The organism is Streptomyces sp. NPDC043726, assembly GCF_056436565.1.
In genome coordinates this window covers 163,223-182,490 of sequence record NZ_JBWKCI010000013.1, presented here as the reverse complement: position 1 = coordinate 182,490, position 19,268 = coordinate 163,223, and the positions used below count along the sequence as shown (strand labels likewise).

Annotated in this window: 17 protein-coding genes; 12 read left to right on the top strand and 5 right to left on the bottom strand. The window is 72.0% G+C overall.

Annotated features, from left to right (window positions below):
- Positions 1-2,817 (top strand): NHLP bacteriocin export ABC transporter permease/ATPase subunit, encoded by a 2,817-nt coding sequence (locus tag AC068Z_RS33260; RefSeq protein ID WP_478564145.1) that lies wholly within the window; start codon positions 1-3, stop codon positions 2,815-2,817.
- Between the two features lie 124 nt (positions 2,818-2,941).
- Here the strand turns inward: AC068Z_RS33260 and AC068Z_RS33255 are convergent, their stop codons facing one another.
- The gene (locus AC068Z_RS33255) at positions 2,942-4,387 is read right to left on the bottom strand and encodes a caspase, EACC1-associated type (RefSeq protein ID WP_478564142.1); all 1,446 of its coding nucleotides are present in this window, start codon (positions 4,385-4,387) and stop codon (positions 2,942-2,944) included.
- A gap of 7 nt (positions 4,388-4,394) precedes the next feature.
- The gene (locus tag AC068Z_RS33250) at positions 4,395-4,727 is read right to left on the bottom strand and encodes an effector-associated constant component EACC1 (RefSeq protein ID WP_478564139.1); all 333 of its coding nucleotides are present in this window, start codon (positions 4,725-4,727) and stop codon (positions 4,395-4,397) included.
- Positions 4,728-4,991: 264 nt separating this feature from the next.
- On the opposite strand from AC068Z_RS33250, the gene AC068Z_RS33245 reads away from it, so the two are divergent.
- On the top strand, positions 4,992-6,494 hold the full coding sequence (locus tag AC068Z_RS33245) for an MFS transporter (RefSeq protein ID WP_478564136.1): 1,503 nt from the start codon (positions 4,992-4,994) through the stop codon (positions 6,492-6,494).
- A gap of 97 nt (positions 6,495-6,591) precedes the next feature.
- Positions 6,592-7,614 (top strand): Ppx/GppA family phosphatase, encoded by a 1,023-nt coding sequence (locus AC068Z_RS33240; protein WP_478564133.1) that lies wholly within the window; start codon positions 6,592-6,594, stop codon positions 7,612-7,614.
- A gap of 75 nt (positions 7,615-7,689) precedes the next feature.
- Here the strand turns inward: AC068Z_RS33240 and AC068Z_RS33235 are convergent, their stop codons facing one another.
- Positions 7,690-8,298 carry a flavodoxin family protein gene (locus AC068Z_RS33235; protein WP_478564130.1) on the bottom strand — a complete coding sequence of 203 codons (609 nt, stop codon included), beginning with the start codon at positions 8,296-8,298 and terminating at the stop codon, positions 7,690-7,692.
- A 74-nt stretch (positions 8,299-8,372) separates the two neighbouring features.
- Here AC068Z_RS33235 and AC068Z_RS33230 point away from each other — a divergent pair, with 74 nt between their 5' ends.
- From AC068Z_RS33230 to AC068Z_RS33215, 4 genes are all read left to right on the top strand, one after another.
- Complete coding sequence (locus AC068Z_RS33230) at positions 8,373-9,398, top strand: iron-containing redox enzyme family protein (RefSeq protein WP_478564127.1); 1,026 nt, start codon at positions 8,373-8,375, stop codon at positions 9,396-9,398.
- A 21-nt stretch (positions 9,399-9,419) separates the two neighbouring features.
- Positions 9,420-10,073, top strand: a complete 654-nt coding sequence (locus AC068Z_RS33225) for a HemK2/MTQ2 family protein methyltransferase (protein ID WP_478564124.1) — start codon at positions 9,420-9,422, stop codon at positions 10,071-10,073.
- Positions 10,054-10,251 (top strand): CDGSH iron-sulfur domain-containing protein, encoded by a 198-nt coding sequence (locus AC068Z_RS33220; protein WP_478564121.1) that lies wholly within the window; start codon positions 10,054-10,056, stop codon positions 10,249-10,251. Before AC068Z_RS33225 ends, AC068Z_RS33220 begins: the two co-directional genes overlap by 20 nt.
- Before the next feature lie 132 nt (positions 10,252-10,383).
- Positions 10,384-11,184 (top strand): VOC family protein, encoded by an 801-nt coding sequence (locus AC068Z_RS33215; protein ID WP_478564118.1) that lies wholly within the window; start codon positions 10,384-10,386, stop codon positions 11,182-11,184.
- A gap of 179 nt (positions 11,185-11,363) precedes the next feature.
- Here AC068Z_RS33215 and AC068Z_RS33210 read toward each other — a convergent pair whose 3' ends face one another.
- A complete protein-coding gene (locus tag AC068Z_RS33210; RefSeq protein WP_478564115.1) occupies positions 11,364-11,798 on the bottom strand; it encodes a protease inhibitor in 435 nt (144 codons plus the stop codon).
- Between the two features lie 324 nt (positions 11,799-12,122).
- Here AC068Z_RS33210 and AC068Z_RS33205 point away from each other — a divergent pair, with 324 nt between their 5' ends.
- The 5 genes from AC068Z_RS33205 to AC068Z_RS33185 all read left to right on the top strand — a co-directional run bounded on the left by AC068Z_RS33205 (position 12,123) and on the right by AC068Z_RS33185 (position 17,348).
- Positions 12,123-12,695, top strand: a complete 573-nt coding sequence (locus tag AC068Z_RS33205; protein ID WP_478564112.1) for a hypothetical protein — start codon at positions 12,123-12,125, stop codon at positions 12,693-12,695.
- 162 nt (positions 12,696-12,857) lie between these two features.
- Positions 12,858-14,447, top strand: a complete 1,590-nt coding sequence (locus AC068Z_RS33200) for a purine-cytosine permease family protein (RefSeq protein ID WP_478564109.1) — start codon at positions 12,858-12,860, stop codon at positions 14,445-14,447.
- On the top strand, positions 14,444-15,139 hold the full coding sequence (locus AC068Z_RS33195; RefSeq protein WP_478564106.1) for an alpha/beta fold hydrolase: 696 nt from the start codon (positions 14,444-14,446) through the stop codon (positions 15,137-15,139). Before AC068Z_RS33200 ends, AC068Z_RS33195 begins: the two co-directional genes overlap by 4 nt.
- A gap of 77 nt (positions 15,140-15,216) precedes the next feature.
- Positions 15,217-16,386, top strand: a complete 1,170-nt coding sequence (locus AC068Z_RS33190; protein WP_478564103.1) for a lactate 2-monooxygenase — start codon at positions 15,217-15,219, stop codon at positions 16,384-16,386.
- Positions 16,383-17,348, top strand: a complete 966-nt coding sequence (locus tag AC068Z_RS33185) for a 2-hydroxyacid dehydrogenase (RefSeq protein ID WP_478564101.1) — start codon at positions 16,383-16,385, stop codon at positions 17,346-17,348. Before AC068Z_RS33190 ends, AC068Z_RS33185 begins: the two co-directional genes overlap by 4 nt.
- On the opposite strand, the gene AC068Z_RS33180 is transcribed toward AC068Z_RS33185, so the two are convergent.
- The gene (locus AC068Z_RS33180; protein WP_478564098.1) at positions 17,341-18,927 is read right to left on the bottom strand and encodes an RICIN domain-containing protein; all 1,587 of its coding nucleotides are present in this window, start codon (positions 18,925-18,927) and stop codon (positions 17,341-17,343) included. The two genes, AC068Z_RS33185 and AC068Z_RS33180, sit on opposite strands and share 8 nt — an antisense overlap.
- Positions 18,928-19,268: the final 341 nt, after the last annotated feature.

Genomic DNA, 19,268 nt, shown 5'->3' with positions numbered 1-19,268 from the left:
ATGACCTCCGTACACGAGGGTGACCTCGTTCTCGACGCGCTCGGGCAGCTGGGCACGCGCCTCGACTGCGCCGGGTTCAACCGCCTCGACCTCGAAGGCCCGCAGGTGCTGTGGCTGGTGGCGTCCGGCGCGGTGGACCTGTTCGCGGTGGACGCCGGACAGCAGGGCCACTGGCACCACCTGGGCCGGCTCGAGGCGGGCTCGCTGCTGCTGGGTCCGGTCGCGGGCCCGCAGCACACCCTGGTCGCGCGCCCGCTCAGGGACTGCGTGGTGCATCGCATCGGGCTGCGCGAGCTGCACCAGCCCGCGCACACCCAGACCTGGTCCTACGACGAGTACGGCCAACCGCAGTACGTCCCGCCGACGACGAGCCCGCTGGAGTACGCCCTCGCCCTCGGCGTCGGCCGCAGTCTGTCCATCCTCTTCCAGGCGCCGATGGCCGGCGAGCGGGCCGCCGCGATCACCGACGACGACGTGTTCTGGATGCAGGTGCCGCCCGGCAGCGTCCAGTACGGCTCCCTGTACGGCCACGAGGCCGCCGCCGACCTGCTGATGGACCCGGCGGTCTGGCAGAGCATGGTCGACCAGCAGTACCGCCTGCTGACCACCCTGGACCGCTGGATCGAGCAGCTGGAGCGCACTCACGAGACGCGCACCGCGGCGGGCATCAGGGCCGGCGAGGCGGTCCGCGCCCAGGCCGACCGGACACTGCTGGCGTCGATCGGCAAGCGGTCGGGGCAGCGCACGACGGCCGCCGACGCGGACGCCGGCTACGCGGCCTGCAAGCTGGTCGCCGAGGCGGCCGGGATCGCGCTGGCCGAGCCCGCGCAGAGCGGCACCGAAAGCGAACGGCTCGACCCGGTCGAGCGGGTGGCGCTCGCCTCCCGCGTCCGCACCCGGGCGGTGCGTCTCGACGGCAGCTGGTGGCGGGACAACGTCGGCCCGCTGGTCGGCCACCGCGCCCTGTCCGGGGCGCCGGTCGCGCTGCTGTGGCGGCGCGGCGGCTATGTCGCCGTCCATCCGGCGACGGGCCGGGAGACCCCGGTCGAGAAGGCCAACGCGGAGGAGTTCGAGCCGCGTGCGGTGATGTTCTACCGCCCGCTGCCCGACCGTGCGCTCAGCCCGCTGAGGCTGCTGCGCTTCAGCATGCGCGGCACCGGCGGGGACTTGACGAACCTGCTGATCAGCGGGCTGGTGACGGTGGCGATCGGCGCGCTGGTGCCGATCGCGACGGGCAAGGTGCTCGGTGAGTTCGTGCCGAAGGCGCAGACCGGTCCGATCGTGCAGGTGTGTCTGGCGGTGATGGTCAGCGGCGTGGTGGCGGCTGCCTTCATGCTGCTGCAGAACCTGACCATCCTGCGGCTGGAGGGCCGGATCGAGGCCACCCTCCAACCGGCGGTCTGGGACCGGCTGTTGCGCCTGCCGACGAAGTTCTTCACCGAGCGCTCCACGGGTGAACTGGCGAGCGCGGCCATGGGCGTCAGCGCGATCCGCCGGCTGCTGGCGGGAGTCGGCCCGACGGTGGCCCAGTCGGTCACGGTCGGCGCGATGAACCTGGGCCTGCTGCTGTGGTTCAGCGTGCCGATGGCACTGGCGGCGATCGGCATGCTGGTGGTGATCGCGGGGGTGTTCCTGGGGCTCGGCCTCTGGCAGGTGCGCTGGCAGCGGCGGCTCGTGGTGCTCGGCAACAAGCTGAACAACCAGGCCTTCCAGACCTTGCGCGGGCTGCCCAAGCTGCGGGTGGCGGCGGCCGAGAACTACGCGTACGCCGCGTGGGCCGCGCAGTTCGCCCGCAGCCGGGAACTCCAGCAGCGGGTCGGCCGGATCAAGAACCTCACCACGGTGCTGGGCGCGGTGTACCTGCCGCTGTGCACGCTGCTGATGTTCATGCTGCTGGCGGGTCCGGCGCGCGGGTCGATGTCGGCGGCGGAGTTCCTCACCTTCAACACCTCGGTGACGATGCTGCTGACCTCCGTCACCCAGCTCACCGGCGCCGCCGTCTCGGCGGTGGCCGCGCTGCCGCTGTTCGAGGAGATCAAGCCGGTGCTGGACGCGACCCCGGAGGTCCGCACGGCGAGCACCCGCCCGGGCCCGCTGACCGGCGCGATCGAGGCCCGCCGCCTGTCCTTCCGCTACTCCGACGACGGTCCCCTGGTCCTGGACGACGTGTCCTTCTCCGTCCGTCAGGGCGAGTTCGTGGCGATCGTGGGCCCGAGCGGCTGCGGCAAGTCCACCCTCCTGCGCCTGCTGATCGGCTTCGACAAGCCGGTCTCGGGGAGTGTCCTCTACGACGGCCAGGACCTGGCGGCGCTGGACCAGTCGGCGGTGCGCCGCCAGTGCGGTGTCGTCCTCCAGCACGCGCAGCCGTTCACCGGCTCCATCCTCGACGTCATCTGCGGCACCGAGCCGTACACGCCGGAGGAGGCGATGGCCGCGGCGGAGATGGCGGGGCTTGCCGAGGACATCAAGCGCATGCCGATGGGCCTGCACACCATCGTCTCGGGCAGTGGCGCGATCTCCGGCGGCCAGCGCCAGCGCCTGATGATCGCCCAGGCCCTGATCCGCCGCCCGCGAATCCTCTTCTTCGACGAGGCGACGAGCGCGCTGGACAACGAGACCCAGCGGACGGTCATCGAAAGCACCAAGTCCCTCAACGCCACCCGCGTCGTCATCGCCCACCGCCTGTCAACGGTCCTGGACGCCGACCGAGTGATCGTGATGGAGGACGGCAAGGTGACCCAGGAGGGGACGCCGGGCCAGTTGCTGGCGGACACGGGTGGGCGGTTGCACGAGTTGGTGCGGCGTCAGTTGGCTTAGGAGTCGGCCTGGTTCTCGGTCCGACGTCGCTCAGTCCGGCAGCGCCGGCAGGTGGGGTCCGGCACAGCCGGAATCCTCACTGTTCACTGGAATGCAAACTTGTGCGAACCGTCCGCGAAGCGGATCACCAGGTCTCCGGCACGGGCTCAGCACGGACCGACCGGTCGCCCGTCGCTCTTCCCCTCAGTGAGTCGAGCACTTGACGCAGTTCGCCGGCGCTGTGGAACCGGTGTGCGGGATGGACGGACTGCGCTTGCCGAACGACATCGATCAGCTCCTGCGAAGGGCTCGACGCGGGACGCGTGAGCAGCGTGGCCAGCAGACGGCCCGCTTCCAGGAGGTCGTCGTGGCCCTCCGGCGCGTCGCCGAGGTCGACGACCTTGATGTGGTTCTCCGGGGTGAACAGGATGCGGTCCGGATCGAGGCGCCACCCGAAGACCCCCCGGCCATGGGCGTGTTCGAGGACTCCGAGCAGCTCGGCGACGACGGCGACGACCCATTCGGGATGGTTCCGGTGCCGCCGTACGAAGCTTCCCAGCGTCTCACCGGCGACCGCCTCGGTGACGAGGTAGGGACAGGCGATGCCGTTCCGGCTCACCGTGCCGATGTCGTGCAGGACGGCCACGAAGGGATGCCGCAACCCCACGCGGGCCTTGGCGCGCTCCCGGAAACCGGCCGTGAGACCCGCGTCGGCCGCCGCCTCGGAACGCATCATCTTGATCATCACGGGCCGGTCGAGCGCGATGTCGCGGGCCCGGTACGTCTCGGTGACGGAGTCGGTCTCGGTCAACGGGCCCAGCTCGTACCGGTCGGCGAGCCGTCGACCGGCGGACGTCGGCGCGTACGCCCTGTTCCGGAAGAGGGGCAGTTCCCCGGCGGAGTTGCGCACCCGTTTCTGTGGCAGCGGGAAGGACCGCGAGCGGCAGGCGTCGGCGAGGTGCTGGAACACGGCGTCCAGGGGCAGCAGTTCGGGCCCGTCCGACACGCCATGGGCCAGCAGACTGATCAACTCCCCGGTGAAGGCCGTGTGCCGCGCCCCCGGCGGAGCCACCGCCTGCGCCGACTCCTCGGCCGAAGCGATGAGATAGGTCCCCTCGATCACCGCCCCGTTGGCCACCGCGGCCTGGGCGTCGCCCATCATGCCGAGGGCCCGTCCGCTGTAGCAGCAGTCGAGGATGACGATCCGGCGTTCGACCCGTAGCCCCAGCAGTTCCTGGCTCAGCCAGTAGTACGGGATCGAGGTGTCCGGGCGCCCGACGGCGGACCGGGGCAGGCCGAGCCACAGATCGCCCCGGTTCGGGTCGATCAGGCCGTGGCCCGCGTAGTAGACGAGCAGGGTGTCGAGGCTGCGGTCGGCTGTTTCCCGCAGCGGAGCGAAGGCGGTCGTGGCATCCCCCGGCTCCAGCACCACCCGGCACCGCTCGTCCGCCAGACCCCATACCGCCGGATCCCGCAACTGGGCCGCGAGGTCCATGACGTTGCCCCGGACGCCCGGCAGGGGTGGCAGATGGTCGTACCGGCTCACGCCGATCAGGACGGCGGCGGATCTGTCGGGGGCGGCGGTGTCCATACGCCCGCTACCGGTCCAGTTCCGCCAGCAGCCGGGCGGCGGTCTCGGGATCCTGACCTGACAGTGTGACCTTGATGCCGTCGCGCTCGAACGTGATCTCCGCCGGCGCCGGGCGCGTCGCGCGCCACGCGGCCCAGGCCAGGGCGAGGTTGCCGAGCTGGAAGCCGCTGTCCAGGACGAGTTGGACAACGTCGAGGGCGGAGCCCATGCGACCGGGGGCGGGCTGCTCGGCCCGTATCCCCACACGCGCGTGGCGTCGCACGTACGAGTCGTCCCGCAGCCACAGATACAGCGACCGCAGGTCCGCTTCGCCCGCGGTGCTGGTGATGGCGATCTTCATGGCCTCATCCCCCGTCCCCCGTTCAGCACGCATGCCCACACATTGGCACAACCCCCAGCACGTCCACAGGAGTTCCGCACCCCAGGCCACCGCCCCACGCGGGCACGCCTCCTCCACCCGCCCGACATTCCGGCCCGGCGTAGCCCGCCCCCCTCGCCAACGAAACGTTGCCGTTTCGCTGAAACTGTTCTAGCCTCGATGTGTACGAAACCGTTTCGTTCAGACGTGGCCCGTCCGAACGACGTTCCCTGGAGTGGTTTCCTCATGCCCGACAAGACTCTGACCGACAGCGCGCCCGTGCGCGCCGCGGAGGCGCCGCCCGCTGCCTCCGCCAAGCGCTGGTGGATCCTCGCGATCGTCGCCGTCGCGCAGCTCATGGTGGTGCTGGACGCCACCATCGTGAACATCGCCCTGCCCTCGGCCCAGGCCGACCTCGGCTTCTCCGACGGCAACCGGCAGTGGATCGTCACCGCCTACGCGCTGGCCTTCGCCTCCCTGCTGCTGCTCGGCGGCCGGATAGCGGACCTCTTCGGCCGCAAGCCCGCCTTCCTGATCGGCGTCATCGGCTTCGCCGGGGCCTCCGCGCTCGGCGGCGCCGCCACCAGCTTCGAGATGCTGGTCATCGCCCGCGCGCTGCAGGGCGTCTTCGGCGCGCTCCTCGCACCGGCCGCCCTCTCCCTGCTCAACACCACGTTCACCGACGCCCGGGAACGAGCCAGGGCCTTCAGCGTGTACGGCGCCATCGCCGGCGCCGGCGGCGCGGTGGGCCTGCTCCTCGGCGGGGTGCTGACCGACGCCCTGGACTGGCGCTGGACTCTGTACGTCAACGTGCCGATCGCCGTGATCGCCCTCGTCGGCGGCTGGATGCTGCTGTCCAACCACCGCGACGCAGCGAACTCCAAGCTCGACGTGCCGGGCACGATCCTGGTCGCCGCAGGTCTGTTCTCCCTGGTCTACGGCTTCTCCAACGCCGAGACCCATGACTGGGGCTCCCCGCTGACCTGGGGCTTCCTGCTCGCGGGCGGAGCACTGCTGGCCGCGTTCGCCTGGTGGCAGACCCGGGCCGCCCACCCGCTGCTGCCGCTGCGGATCCTGCTCGACCGCAGCAGGGGCGCCTCGTTCCTCGCCGTACTGATCTCCGGCGCGGGCATGTTCGGTGTGTTCCTCTTCCTCACCTACTACCTCCAGCTCAACCTCGGCTTCAGCCCGACCAGGACCGGCGTGGCGTTCCTGCCGATGGTCGCCGCCCTCATGGTGGCGGCCCAGCTCGGGACCACGGCGCTGCTGCCGCGGATCGGCCCGAAGGCCCTCATTCCGCTGGGCTTCGGCATCGCCACGGCCGGCATGGCCTGGCTGACCGACATCGGCGTCGGCTCGTCGTACCTGAGCCATGTGCTGCCGCAGCTGATCGTGATCGGGTTCGGCCTCGGCCTGGTGATGCCGACGACGATGCAGCTGGCCACCGGCGGAGTCGCGGCCGAGGACGCCGGAGTGGCCTCCGCGACGGTCAACGCCATGCAGCAGGTGGGCGGTTCGATCGGTACGGCCCTGCTGAGCACGCTCGCCGCGAGCGCGGCGACGGACTACCTGGCCGGCCACGACGCCACCAGCAAGGTGGTCCAGGCCCAGGCGACGATCGAGAGCTACACCACCGCCTTCTGGTGGTCGGCGGGCCTGTTCGCGGCCGGAGCGGTGATCTCCTTCCTGCTCTTCCGCCGCGGTGTGCCGGAGCAGGACTCCTCCGCCGCACCCGTCGTGCACATGTGACCGGATCCGGTCGCCCGGAGCCGCAGAAGGGCCGCCGTCCGCAGGGAGACGGCGGCCCTTCGTTCGATCTGTCGAAAATCCGGGTACTCACGGCGCCATGCGAATCAGCGTGGTGGATGTGGGCTCGAACACAGTGAGGCTGGTGGTGGCGGACGCCAAGGACGGCGTACCGCTGCCGGTGCACACCGCCAAATGGCGGCTGAGACTGTCCGAGTACGTCAGACCGGGGGACGCGATTCCGGAAGAGGCCGTCGAACAGCTGGTGGGGGCGGTCGCCGAGGCGAGCCGTACCGCGCTCCGCTGGCGCGCGGCCGAACCCCTCTCCTTCGCCACGGCCGTGGTGCGGGCCGCCCCGAACCGGTGCGAGGTCCTGAGCACGGTCCGGGCGCGCACGGGCGTGGACCTGTGCACCCTGCCGGGCGAGCTGGAGGCCGAGTTGACGTTTCTCGGGGCGCGCCGGTGGATGGGCTGGCGGTCGGGGCCGCTGGCGCTGGTGGACATCGGCGGCGGCTCGCTGGAGGTGGCCTTCGGCCGGGGCCGGCTGCCGGACTTCGCGGCCTCGCTGCCGCTCGGCGCGGCACGGCTGACCCATGAGTTCTTCGACGGCGACGATCCGCCGTCGGCCGAGCAGGTACGGGCGCTGCGCCGCAAGGTGCGCCATCAACTGCGGGACGTGGCGGCCCGGATCCGCTGGGAGGGCCCGCGCACGGCGGTGGCGACCTCGCGGACCTTCCAGCAGCTCGGCCGGCTGTGCGGGGCGGCGCCCGGACGGGACGGCCCGTTCATGGAACGCCTGATGCACCGCCGCGACCTGCGCGTCGCGATCGAGCGGCTGGCCACGCTGCCCGCCGCCGAACGCGCCCGGCTGCCCGGCATCTCCGCGCCCCGCGCCGCGCAGAGCCTGGCCGGCGCGGTGGTCGGACACACGGTGATGAAGCTGACCGGCCTGCGCACGGTCACCGTCTGCCCCTGGGCGATCCGCGAGGGGATCCTGCTGCGGCACATCGAGGACGGCGCCTCCTGGTGGACCAGCGTCGCCCGCGTCGAGGGCGAGCCGCCGCCCGGCCCGGTACCGCTGCGCGTCGCGGGAGGCTCGGACGTCGCGGGCGTGACGAGCTGAGGGCCGGGCGGAAGCCGGGGACGGAGGGTCCACGGCTCCAGGAGGAGTCCGAGGGCGACTGGCTACGCGGACGCGCTACGACGGCGGCGGCCCCACCGGCCGCTCCGCGAGGGCGCGCGCCACGCCGTACAGGTTCGCCGCCATGGCCCGTCCGGTGCGGTGCGACCACTCACGGCCCCGTTCCTCGTCGAGGTAGTCGGGGCCGGCGCCCGGTCCCAGGTGCCAGTAGGTCCAGGCCTGGCCCGGGATCGTGTAGCCGAGGTCGGCGAGCGCCCCGGAGATCTCGCTGATCACGTGGTGCGCGCCGTCCTCGTTGCCGGTGACGACGACTCCGGCGACCCGGTTGTAGGCGACGGGCCTGCCCTCGTCGTCGGTCTCGGAGAGCAGGCCGTCCATCCGTTCCAGCACCCGCTGGGCCACCGAGGACGGACGCCCCAGCCAGGTGGGCGAGGCGACGACGAGGATCTCGGCGTCCATCAGCCGGGCGTGGACCCCGGGCCAGTCGTCGCCCTCGCGCACCGCCTCGGTGGTGACGCCGGGCTCGATGGCGAGGTCGACGGCCCGTACGACGTCGACGTCCACGCCTTCCTTCGTCAGCCCCTCGACCACGACCTGGGCCAGCGCCTCGGTGTTCGACGGCTCCGGGGACCGCTTCAGGGTGCAGTTGATCACAAGTGCCTTCATGCCGCCCCGGAGTACCCGTCCGGGCCGACTCCACGCGCACGGATGGCCTCGCGCACCTCGGGTACCCGGCGCGCATGAACCACGATCAGCAGGCCCCCTGCCTGCCGACCACCCGAGGCCCGGTCTCCGAGGCCGTCGTCCGGCACCTGCGTGACGCGGGCCCGTTGCCGGGCAACGGCGACCTGGCGGGCGCCGCCCCCTACGGCGACGATCTCCAGCTCGCCCTGTATGTCTGCTACGAGCTGCACTACCGGGGCTTCGCCGGGGTGTCCGCCGACCGGGAGTGGGACCCGGACCTGCTGCGCACCCGCGCGGCGCTGGAGCACCGGTTCCTGTCCGCCCTGCGCGCGGACGCCCCCGCGCACGACAGCGTGGAGGACGCGCTCGCGGACCTTCTCGTCGAGCCGGTCGAGGGAACGGGATTGAGCCATTTCCTGAGCGCCGAGGGCGAGTTGTGGCAGCTGCGCGAGTACGCGGCGCTGCGCTCCCTGTACCACCTGAAGGAGGCCGACCCGCACGCCTGGGTGCTGCCCCGGCTGTGGGGCCGGGCGAAGGCGGGGATGGCTGCGGTGGAGTTCGACGAGTACGGCGGCGGCCGCCCCGAGCGGGTCCACGCCCGCCTCTTCGCCGACCTGATGACGGACCTCGGCCTGGACACGGCGTACGGCCACTATCTGGACGCGGCCGGCCCGGAGACGCTGGCCACCGTCAACCTCATGTCGCTGTTCGGGCTGCACCGACGGCTCCGGGGCGCTCTCGTCGGCCATTTCGCGTCTGTGGAGATCACCTCCTCCCCCGGTTCGCGGCGGCTGGCGCAGGCGATGCGCCGCACCGGGGCGGGACCCGCCGCCGAGCACTTCTACGCCGAGCACGTCGAGGCGGACGCGGTGCACGAGCAGGTCGTGCGGCACGACGTGATCGGCGGTCTGCTCGAGGAGGAGCCGCAGCTGGCGCGGGACGTGGCCTTCGGCATCGCCGCCACCGGCCACCTGGACGACCGGCTCGCGGAGCGGCTGCTCGGCGACTGGCGCGCGGGCCGCTCGGCACTGCGCATGCCACTCGGATCACACGAGATTTCTAAAACACCCCTTATCTCCTGATTCTCCGGGTACCCGGGCGCCGTGAACTTTCTGGTGCTACCGGGCGTCTACGCCCCTCAAGAGGACACCGAACTGCTGGCCGACGCGCTCGCCGACGAGCCGTTGCCCGCCGGCGCGGAGGTGCTGGACGTGGGCGCCGGTTCCGGCGCCCTGGCGCTCCGGGCCGCGTGCCGCGACACACGTGTGACCGCGGTGGACGTGTCGTGGCGGGCGGTGCTGACGGTGCGGCTGAACGCCTGGCTCACCGGTCTCCCGGTGCGGGTGAGGCACGGCAACCTCTTCGCACCCGTGCGGGGACAGTCGTACGACCTCATCCTCGCCAATCCGCCCTACGTGCCGACTCCCGCCGCCGATGCCCGGCCGCGCGGAGCCGCCCGGGCCTGGGACGCGGGCCTCGACGGACGACTTGTCGTGGACCGCATCTGCCGGGAGGCGCCCGCGCTGCTGCGGCCCGGCGGGGTGCTGCTGCTGGTGCACTCGGCGCTCAGCGGTCCCGGCGAGACCGTGGACCGGCTGCGCGCGGCCGGGCTGAAGGCGGCCGTGTCCCGGCGGCGCCGGATCCCCCTCGGACCGGTGCTGCGCACGCGCGAACAGTGGCTGCGACAAAAGGGAATGCTGTCCGCGGCCGAGGAACGGGAAGAGCTGGTGGTGGTCCGTGCCGAACGCCCGGTCTGAACCGCCCCGCCGGATCAAGGTCCAGCGCCGGGGCCCGTTGCTGGTGGAGGGGCCCGTCGAGGTCGAGCTGGAGGACGGCACCGTGGTGCGCTCCGACCGCTTCCAGGTCGCCCTGTGCACCTGCCGCCGCAGCCGGTGCTACCCGTGGTGCGACACCAGTCACCGGAAGAGGGCCTGACGCCCGCGATGAGTTCCGCGGCCGGGCGGAGTCCAAGAGGGCAGGAGTCGGCCGTACGGCCCCCCGCTCGTCCTGCGTGACGGACGGGCCGGTGCCAGGCTGACCTGACACGGATCTCCGAAGGGAAAGCTCATGATCACCACCGACCCGGTCCCCGGTGTCCCCTGCTGGCTCGACCTCGGCGCCCCCGACGTACCGGCTGCCGCGGCTTTCTACAGCGCCGTGCTCGGCTGGGAGTACGAGGCCATGGAGGGCGGCGGCGAGGACATGGAAGGCGGGATGTTCCGCAGGGACGGCAAGATCGTCGCCGGGCTCGGCAAGCTCACCGAGGAGGGGGCGCGCTCGGCCTGGATGATCTACTACAACGTCGCCGACGCGGACGCCACCGCCCAGGCGGTCGAGAAGGCGGGCGGCACCGTGCGGGTCGCCCCGATGGACCTCGAGGACTGGGGCCGCATGGCCCAGTTCAGCGACCCCCTGGGCGGCCAGTTCGCCGTCTGGCAGCCCGGCACGAACGGCGGCGTGGAGCTGGTGGACAAGCCGGGCTCGCTGTCGTGGACCGAGCTATACACGACCGACGCCGAGGCCGCGAAGAAGTTCTACGGCGATGTCTTCGGCTGGTGGTACAGCGACATGGACCTGCCGGGCGACTCCGGCAAGTACACCCTGATCACCCCGGCGGACCAGCCGGAGGAGCGGATGCAGGGCGGCATCATGGGCATGCCCAAGGAGTATCTGACGCTGGCGAGCGGCAAGCCGTACTGGCACCCGGTCTTCGACGTCGAGGACTGCGACGCCGCGGTCGCCCGGGTCACCGAGAACGGCGGCAGCGTGCAGATGGGCCCCGAGGACTCGGAGGGCGTCGGCCGCCTGGCCGTCTGCGTGGACCCGTCGGGCGCGGACTTCGTGGTGCTCAGGCCGGAGCCGAAGTAGCAGCGGCCGGCCCCTGACGGGACCGGCCGGTCGAGCAGCGGAACCCGAGGTGCCGGCCGGGCGGCCCCACTCCGCCCGGCCGGCCCTCGTGACGAGATCACCGGCCCCGCGACAGGACTCGCACTCCCCATCTGCGGGCCGCTGCACTGGTGCACACGAGACCGTGCGATCCCGGTCCCTCAGAACGCGAAGACGCTCGCGCCGAGGGAGCTCTTCACGCACTCGTTGGAGAAGGTCCGCTCATAGGAGACCCGCTCGCCCCGCCAGACGCCGGAGACCGTGACGACGACGGGGTTGTACTCCCTGGTGCACAGCATGTCGTCGTCGCTCGCGAGCGCGTCGAAGTCCCCTTGGGCCGCGCGCAGTTCGGCGCAGGCCTGGCCGGCCGCCGGGTGCGTGCCGGAGGCCGAGGGGGCGCAGACGAGGGTGACGGCGCGCTCCGGGGCGGCGAGGGCCGCGCTCTCACCGTGGGCCACGGTGAGCACGAGCGCCGAGGGGGCGTAAAGCGAGGCGGGCGCGTTGCCGGGAGCCGCGGGGGCGGCTCCGGCGAGAGGGCCGCAGACGGCCGCTGCCGTCAGGCCGAGGGTCGCTGCCCAGCGCGCGGTGTTCCGCATTGTGTGCATCCTTCCGCTCGAATCGGGGGTGTGCCGGAGCCCGCCCGATCGGGCCGGAACCGGCGACCGCCACTCTGCCGAGTCCGCCGCCGGAACACACATCGACCCCATGCGTTTCAGTAACCTTGCGTGTTGAATCAGTGGCGTGAAGTAACGGAATTCGAACGTTCCAACCCCTTGGCGGGGCGGTTCTTGATCGCCCGAAGCAGCCAAGTGGCCTGATTCCCTGCGCTCCGCAATAGGCCTGAAACATTCCGATTCCGCTCTCGGCCGATCTCTCCGCGACCCCTTGTGTTCATGTTCGGGCGGAGTAATCGTCATTACATGATTACGACAGAGCAACGAGAGAAGCTGCGCGGCTGGTTCGCCGGCCGCCTCCCCGACGATCTCTTCGAGCGGCTGACCGAGGTCTCGGTCGACCGCGAGGAGATCACGGTGATCGGCCGCATCCCCGAACCCCGGCTCGCCGAGGACGCCTCGGACGCCGAGCGGGACGCCGCCGTGCAGGGCAGGGTCCAGGAGTTCCGGGAACGCACCCGGGAGGCCCGGATGGCGGTGGCCCGCGAGGCCGAGCACCGGTTCGGACGCAAGGTGTCCTGGGGTGTGGAGTGCGGCACCGAGCGCGCGCTGTTCACCCATGTCGCCGCGCCTGTGATGACCCGGCTGCGGCAGCCCGAGCGTCAGGTGCTCGACACCCTGATCGCCGGCGGGGTGGCCCGCAGCCGCAGCGAGGCCCTGGCCTGGTGCGTCCGCCTGGTCCAGCGCCACACCGACGACTGGCTCACCGAACTGCGCGACTCCCTGGAGCACGTCCAGCGGGTACGGGCGCAGGGGCCCGACACCGAAGCCGGGCCGCCGGTGGAGGATTCGTCCACCGGCGAGCCGAAAGATGGATGAAACATCACCTGGCACCGGCCTTGACCACGGCCGTACGGTCGGCAGATCCCTGAGGGACGGCCTCCGCCCGCCGCGCACACCCCCGCGCCGGCGACCGGCCGTCCCCTTCCCCGCCGCCGCGCCACCCCGCGCTCCACCGCCGCGTTCCCGCTGGAGCCCTCCTTGTCCCCGACACCCCCGTCGCCGTCGTCGTCCACTCCCCCGTCACTGACGGAGGTCGAGGCCCACGGCGTGGACCGCATCCCCGACGCCGACCGCACCGCCACCCCGCTGGACCTCTTCCGGCTGGCGTTCGGCGGCGCGAACACCTTCTCCACCTGCGTCCTCGGCGCCTTCCCGATCCTGTTCGGGCTCTCCTTCTGGCAGGGCCTGGCCGCCACCCTCCTCGGTGTGGTCGCGGGCGCGCTGATCCTGTGCCCGATGGCCGTGTTCGGCCCGGTGAACGGCACCAACAACGCCGTCTCCTCCTCCGCGCACCTCGGCGTGCACGGCCGCGTGGTCGGCTCGTTCCTCTCCCTGCTGACCGCGGTCGCCTTCTTCTCGATCTCCGTGTGGAGCTCCGGCGACGCCCTGGTCGGCGGCGCGCACCGGCTGTTCGGGCTGAGCCGCGGCGACCTGTCGTACGTCGTCGCCTACGCGCTGTTCGCCGGGCTCGTCCTCGCGGTCTGCGTGTACGGCTTCCGGTTCATGCTCTTCGTCAACAAGGTCGCGGTGGTCTCGGCGAGCCTGCTGTTCGTGCTCGGCGCCGTCGCCTTCGCCGGTGACTTCGATCCGTCGTACGCGGGCGTGTTCACCGACTCCGCCGACGCGGAGACGCAGTCGCTGTTCTGGCCGTCCTTCATCGGCGCCGCACTGATCGTGCTGTCCAACCCGGTGTCGTTCGGCGCGTTCCTCGGCGACTGGTCGCGCTACATCCCCGCGAGCACCCCGCGCCGCAAGGTGATCGGCGCCGCGTTCCTCTCCCAGATCGCGACCCTGCTGCCGTTCGTCTTCGGCCTGACGACCGCCAGCATCATCGCGAACAAGGCGCCCGAGTACGTCGATCCGGCCGCCCCGGACTTCGTCGGCGGACTCCTCGCGATCTCGCCGGGCTGGTTCTTCCTGCCGGTGTGCCTGATCGCGCTGATCGGCGGCATGTCGACCGGCACGACGGCGCTGTACGGCACCGGGCTCGACTTCTCCTCGGTGTTCCCGCGGCTGTCCCGGGTGCAGGCGACCGTGCTGGTCGGCGTGCTCGCCATCGCGTTCATCTTCATCGGGCGGTTCGGCCTGGACCTGGTGCAGTCGATCTCCACCTTCGCCACGATGATCATCACCTGCACCACGCCGTGGATGGTCGTGATGATGCTGGGCTTCTGGACCCGGCGCGGCTGGTACGACCCGGAGGCCCTCCAGGTCTTCAACCGCCGCCAGCGCGGCGGCCGTTACTGGTTCGCGCACGGCTGGAACTGGCGCGGCATGACCGCGTGGTGGGTCTCCGCGCTGCTCGGCGTGCTGTTCACCAACATCCCCGGCCAGTTCGTCGGCCCGTTCGGCGACCTGGCCAACGGCGTCGACATCAGCCTGCCGCTGTCCATGGCCGTGGCCGCCGTGCTGTTCCTGACCCTGCTGCGGCTGTTCCCCGAACCCCGGGCCGTCTACGGGCCCGAGGGCGCGCGGCTCGCCCGGACCGCCGACACCCCGGTGCCGCCGATCACCGGGCCGGGCGCCGCGGAGGCATTGTCGGACCCCTCGGCTACGTTGCGGGCATGACGCGATTCGTATTGGTGGCGGGGGCATGGCTCGGGGCGTGGGCGTGGGACGAGGTGGCGGCGGAACTGCGTGCCGCCGGGCACCAGGTCCATCCCCTGACCCTGACCGGGCTCGCCGAGAAGCGGGGCGTGCCCGCCGGGCAGCGGACGCACGTCCAGGACATCGTCGACGAGGTCGAGCGCCTCGACCTGCGGGACGTGGTCCTGGTCGGGCACAGCTACGCGGGTGTGCCGGTCGGGCAGGCCGCCGAGCGGATCGGTGACCGGCTGGCCCGGGTGGTGTTCGTCGACGCGATGGTCCCGGTCGACGGGGAGTCCGCCCTGTCCGGCTGGCCCAGCGACGAGGTACGCCGGTCCATCGCCGAGCACGACGGCTTCTGGATGCCCCTCGCCCCCGAGGACTGCGCGGGGCAGGGGCTGACGGACGAGCAGATCGCCCGCTTCCTCGGCGGCGCCACCCCGCACCCCGGCGCGACGGCCACCGAACCGGCCGTACTCGCGCGCCCGGCCGGGGAACTGCCCGCGACCTACGTCAAGTGCCTCCTCGACGGGGAGGAGTTGCCGGACGCGGTGGCCGAGGCGCTCAAGAGCGACCGGTGGGAGCTGGTGCGGATGGACACCGGGCACTGGCCGATGTTCTCGCAGCCGCGCGAACTGGCCCGCGTCCTGCACGAGTCGGCGACCCGGACCTGACCCCTCCCCTCCTGCCTACCGGTCGGTATGGTCTGCGTACTTGCGCGTTCTCAGCGACGAGAGGCGGGACGTACGACATGGCCAAGCACTGGGCGGACTTCCAGTACGAGATCTATCTCAACGGGATGACGGGGGCCGTACCCCGGCTGCCCACCGATCTGACCCGGCTCGAGGAGCTGACCGAGCAGCGCCTCGGCCCGGGCCCGGTCGGCTACGTCGCCGGGAGCGCCGGGGACGGCGGCACCGCCCGCGCCAACCGGGCCGCCCTGCAGCGGCGCCGGATCGTGCCGCGCATGCTGCGCGACGTCCACGAGCGGGACCTGTCCGTCGAGGTCCTGGGCCGCAACCTGCCCGCTCCGCTGGCGCTGGCACCGGTCGGCGTGCTGTCGATCATGCACCCGGACGCCGAGTCGGCCGCCGCCCGTGCCGCCGCGGCGCAGGGCGTGCCCTTCGTCCTGTCCTCCGCGTCCAGCACCCCCATGGAGCAGGTCGCCGAAGCCATGGGGGACGCCGAGCGCTGGTTCCAGCTGTACTGGCCCAAGGACCCCGAGGTGGCCCGTAGCTTCCTCGACCGGGCGAAGGCGGCCGGGTACACCGCCCTCGTGGTCACCCTGGACACTCCGCTGCTGGCCTGGCGGCCACGCGATCTGGACCAGGCCTACCTGCCGTTCCTGCACGGGGTGGGCACCGCCAACTACTTCACCGACCCGGCGTTCCAGGCAGGCCTGGCCAAGCCGGTGCACGAGGACCCGAACGCCGCGGTCATGCACTTCGTGGGCATGTTCGCCGACCCCGCCAAGACCTGGCCGGATCTGGCGTTCCTGCGCGAGAACTGGGACGGCCCGATCGTCCTGAAGGGCATCCTGCATCCGGACGACGCGCGGGCGGCGGCCGACGCGGGGATGGACGGCGTCGTCGTCTCCAACCACGGCGGCCGGCAGGTGGCCGGTTCGGTCGCGGCAGCCGACGCGCTGCCCAAAGTCGTGGCGGCGGTCGGCGACCGGCTGACCGTGCTCTTCGACAGCGGTGTCCGCACCGGCGACGACATCTTCAAGGCCCTAGCGCTCGGCGCGCGGGCGGTGTTCGTCGGACGGCCCTACGTCTACGGCCTCGGCCTCGACGGACAGGCGGGCGTGGAGCACGTCATCCGCTGTCTGCTCGCCGAACTCGACCTCACCCTCGCCCTGTCGGGGCACGCGGGCCCGGCCGGCCTGAGCCCCGCCGACCTCGTCGAGGAGTCCGTATGAACGTGCTCGCCGTCATCGCCCCGCACGTGGGCGGCCGTGGCACCGGAGCAGGACTCGCCACGCTCTTCCCCGCCGACGCCCACGTGACCGTCGTCGAGACGGCGGACGAGGACCCGGCGGCGCTGCGCTCCGCGCGGGTGATCATCACCGGGCTCGCCCCCGTGACCGCGGAACACCTCGCCGCGGCACCGGAGCTGGAACTCGTGCAGTGCGCGAGCCACGGCTTCGACTACGTCGATCTGGCCGCCGCCCGCGAGCGCGGTGTGAAGGTGTGCAACATCGGCTCCAGCGGCGCCGAGGCGCAGAACGTCGCCGAGCAGACCTTCGCCCTGATGCTCGCCCTCGCCAAGCAGTTGATCCCCGCCCACACCGCGCTCGTCGAGGCCGACTGGGCATTGCCCCGTCTGCAGCGCTCGCTCACCGAACTGTCCGGCAAGACCCTCGGCATAGTCGGCCTCGGCCAGATCGGCCGACAGGTCGCCCGCCGCGCGGTGGCCTTCGACATGAACGTCGTCTACGCCGGACGCGACCGGGTCGCCGAGGAGACGGAGGCGAGCCTGGGCGGCGCCCGCCACCTCCCCCTCGACGACCTGCTGCGCACCGCGGACTACGTCTCCCTGCACGCACCGCTCACCGACGCCACCCGGCACCTGCTCAGCGCCGATCGGCTGGCCCTGCTGAAGCCGACGGCGTTCGTGGTGAACACCGCCCGGGGCGCCCTGATCGACCAGGACGCCCTCGCGGACGCCCTGGAGAAGGGCGCCCTGGCCGGGGCGGGCATCGACGTCTTCGACCCCGAACCGCCCACCCCGGCCCTGCGGTTGTTGCGCGCCCCGAACGTGGTGCTGTCCCCGCACGCCGGCGGGGTCACCCGCGAAACGCTGGTGCGCATCGCGCTGGCCGCGGTGGAGAACGTGACCGGCCATCTGTCGGGCCGGGAACCTCGGGACGTGGTCAGTTAGGCCGCTCCGACGGGGGCGCGGCGACCGAGAGCGAGCCCGGGTCCGCCGACGCCCCCGGATCGGCCAGCCAGCGCTGGTCGTCGGAGCCGTCGCGCACCTTGACCACGATGTCAGCGCCCGCCGTGCCGTTGGTCGAGGTGAGCGCGAGCTGCTCGTCCCAGCGGGGCAGCAACTCGCCCTGCACGGTCAGGTCGTAGCGCACATCGTCGGCGCGCTCGTCGTCCGCGTCGGCACACCGGCCGAGGACCACGACACCGGCGTCCACATGCGAGTCGAGGCACAGTTCGGGCGCGGCGGCGCTGCGCAACAGCCCGTCCCTCTCGTACGACCACTGCTGGGTCCGCGCCGCGGAGCAGACCGCGAGTTCGGTACCGGCTCCCTTCTCCGGGTCGTCGCGGATGTCCAGGCACAGATCGGCGCCGGCGTTGCGCAGCCTGGTCCGCTGCGGCGGAACGGGGAGTTGGGCGGTGCCCGGAGGCGCGGAGGACACCGTGGGCGGGGCCTTGGCTCCGGTGCCGCCGCTGGTGGCGGAGGCGGCCGGGGCGGTGCCGTCGTCGTCGGACCAGCCACTGGCCACGAGGACCGAGGCGAGCAGCCCTGCGGAGGCGACGCCGACACCGGTGAGCAGCACCCGGGACGGACGCGGCCCCTCCACCACCCGGCGCACCGGGGCGGGGACACGGGGCATCAGGCGCCGCCGTCCGCGGCCGTGCCGGGCCGAACCTCGGGGGCGGTTGCTCGGCTGGGTTCGTCCCGGGCGGGACTCCAGATAGCGGCGGGCGCCCCAGCCGAGGACGGCCTCGGTGAGCAGGGTGCCCAAAGCGCCCTCGAAATGGCTCAGTTGTTCGGCGGCGGAACGGCAGTAGCGGCACTGTGAGAGGTGCTGCTCGACATCCGGCAACAGGGCTCCGCCGCGGCGAATGGGGACGTCGAGGAGGCGGTTGTAGAAGCGGCAATCCTTCGTCGGCGCGAGTTCCCGGTGGGCGTGCACACAACCTTCGCGGAATTTTTCACGCGCTTGTTCGAGGGCGACCGACGCGGTGTCGGTATCCATGCCCAGCAGTCCGGCGGGCACGGTTATGGGTTCCGACTCCACCTCGGTGTGCCACAGCAGACAACGGGCCAGTCCCGGAAGGGCGTTGAATGAACGTCCGGCCAACTTGCGATTTTCCGGGGTCAGGGACTTCGCGGCCCGCATACCGCGGCCTCCGGCGGGTTTCCCGAGATCCGGCAGAACGGCCGATATTCGCTCCTCGGCCGCCCAGATCCGGACCGTGTCCCGCACCGCGACCAGCAGCCGGGGACGCAGCGCCGTCGCCGGTTCGCCGAGCGCCAGCCGGTCGAGGACCTGATGGAACGCGGCGGCGGTGACCATGGCGGCGAGATCCGACCGGGAGGCGAGGCAGATCACCGCGTATTCCTGGGCGGACCGCCAGTGTCGCGCCATCAGCAGGGCGACGGAGGGGGCCGTCTCACCGTCCGGTCTGCCTCTGAGACCGCCGGCGAGGCCGTCGTCGGATTCCTCGGGGACGCCGGTGGGCGGGGGGTAAGGGGGGCGAGGGGGGTGGGGGGTGGGCACAGAGCGGATTCCTTCCCACGCGCAAGAGAACAGCGCGGGGAGCGTGAATTCACCGACCCCCATCCGGCCCGATCCCCCATCGGTTCGAATGCGACCCGGCTTTTACCCCCCGCACGGGCACTTAACCCTCGCACAAAACACTCACACCCAACAAGGCACTCGGGCAACATCCGCACCTTTGAAAGAAAGTCAGAAACGAGGGCAACTCCCGTCAGCGGCACGGACTTTTGCCTTTGCCCTGCGCCCCGTGTGAAACACACACCCGCGCCGGAGCAGCACGCACGCTCCCGGTGCTCGCGCGCGCGTAGTGAACTGGAACCGGCCCCTCGGAAGGCCCCGCA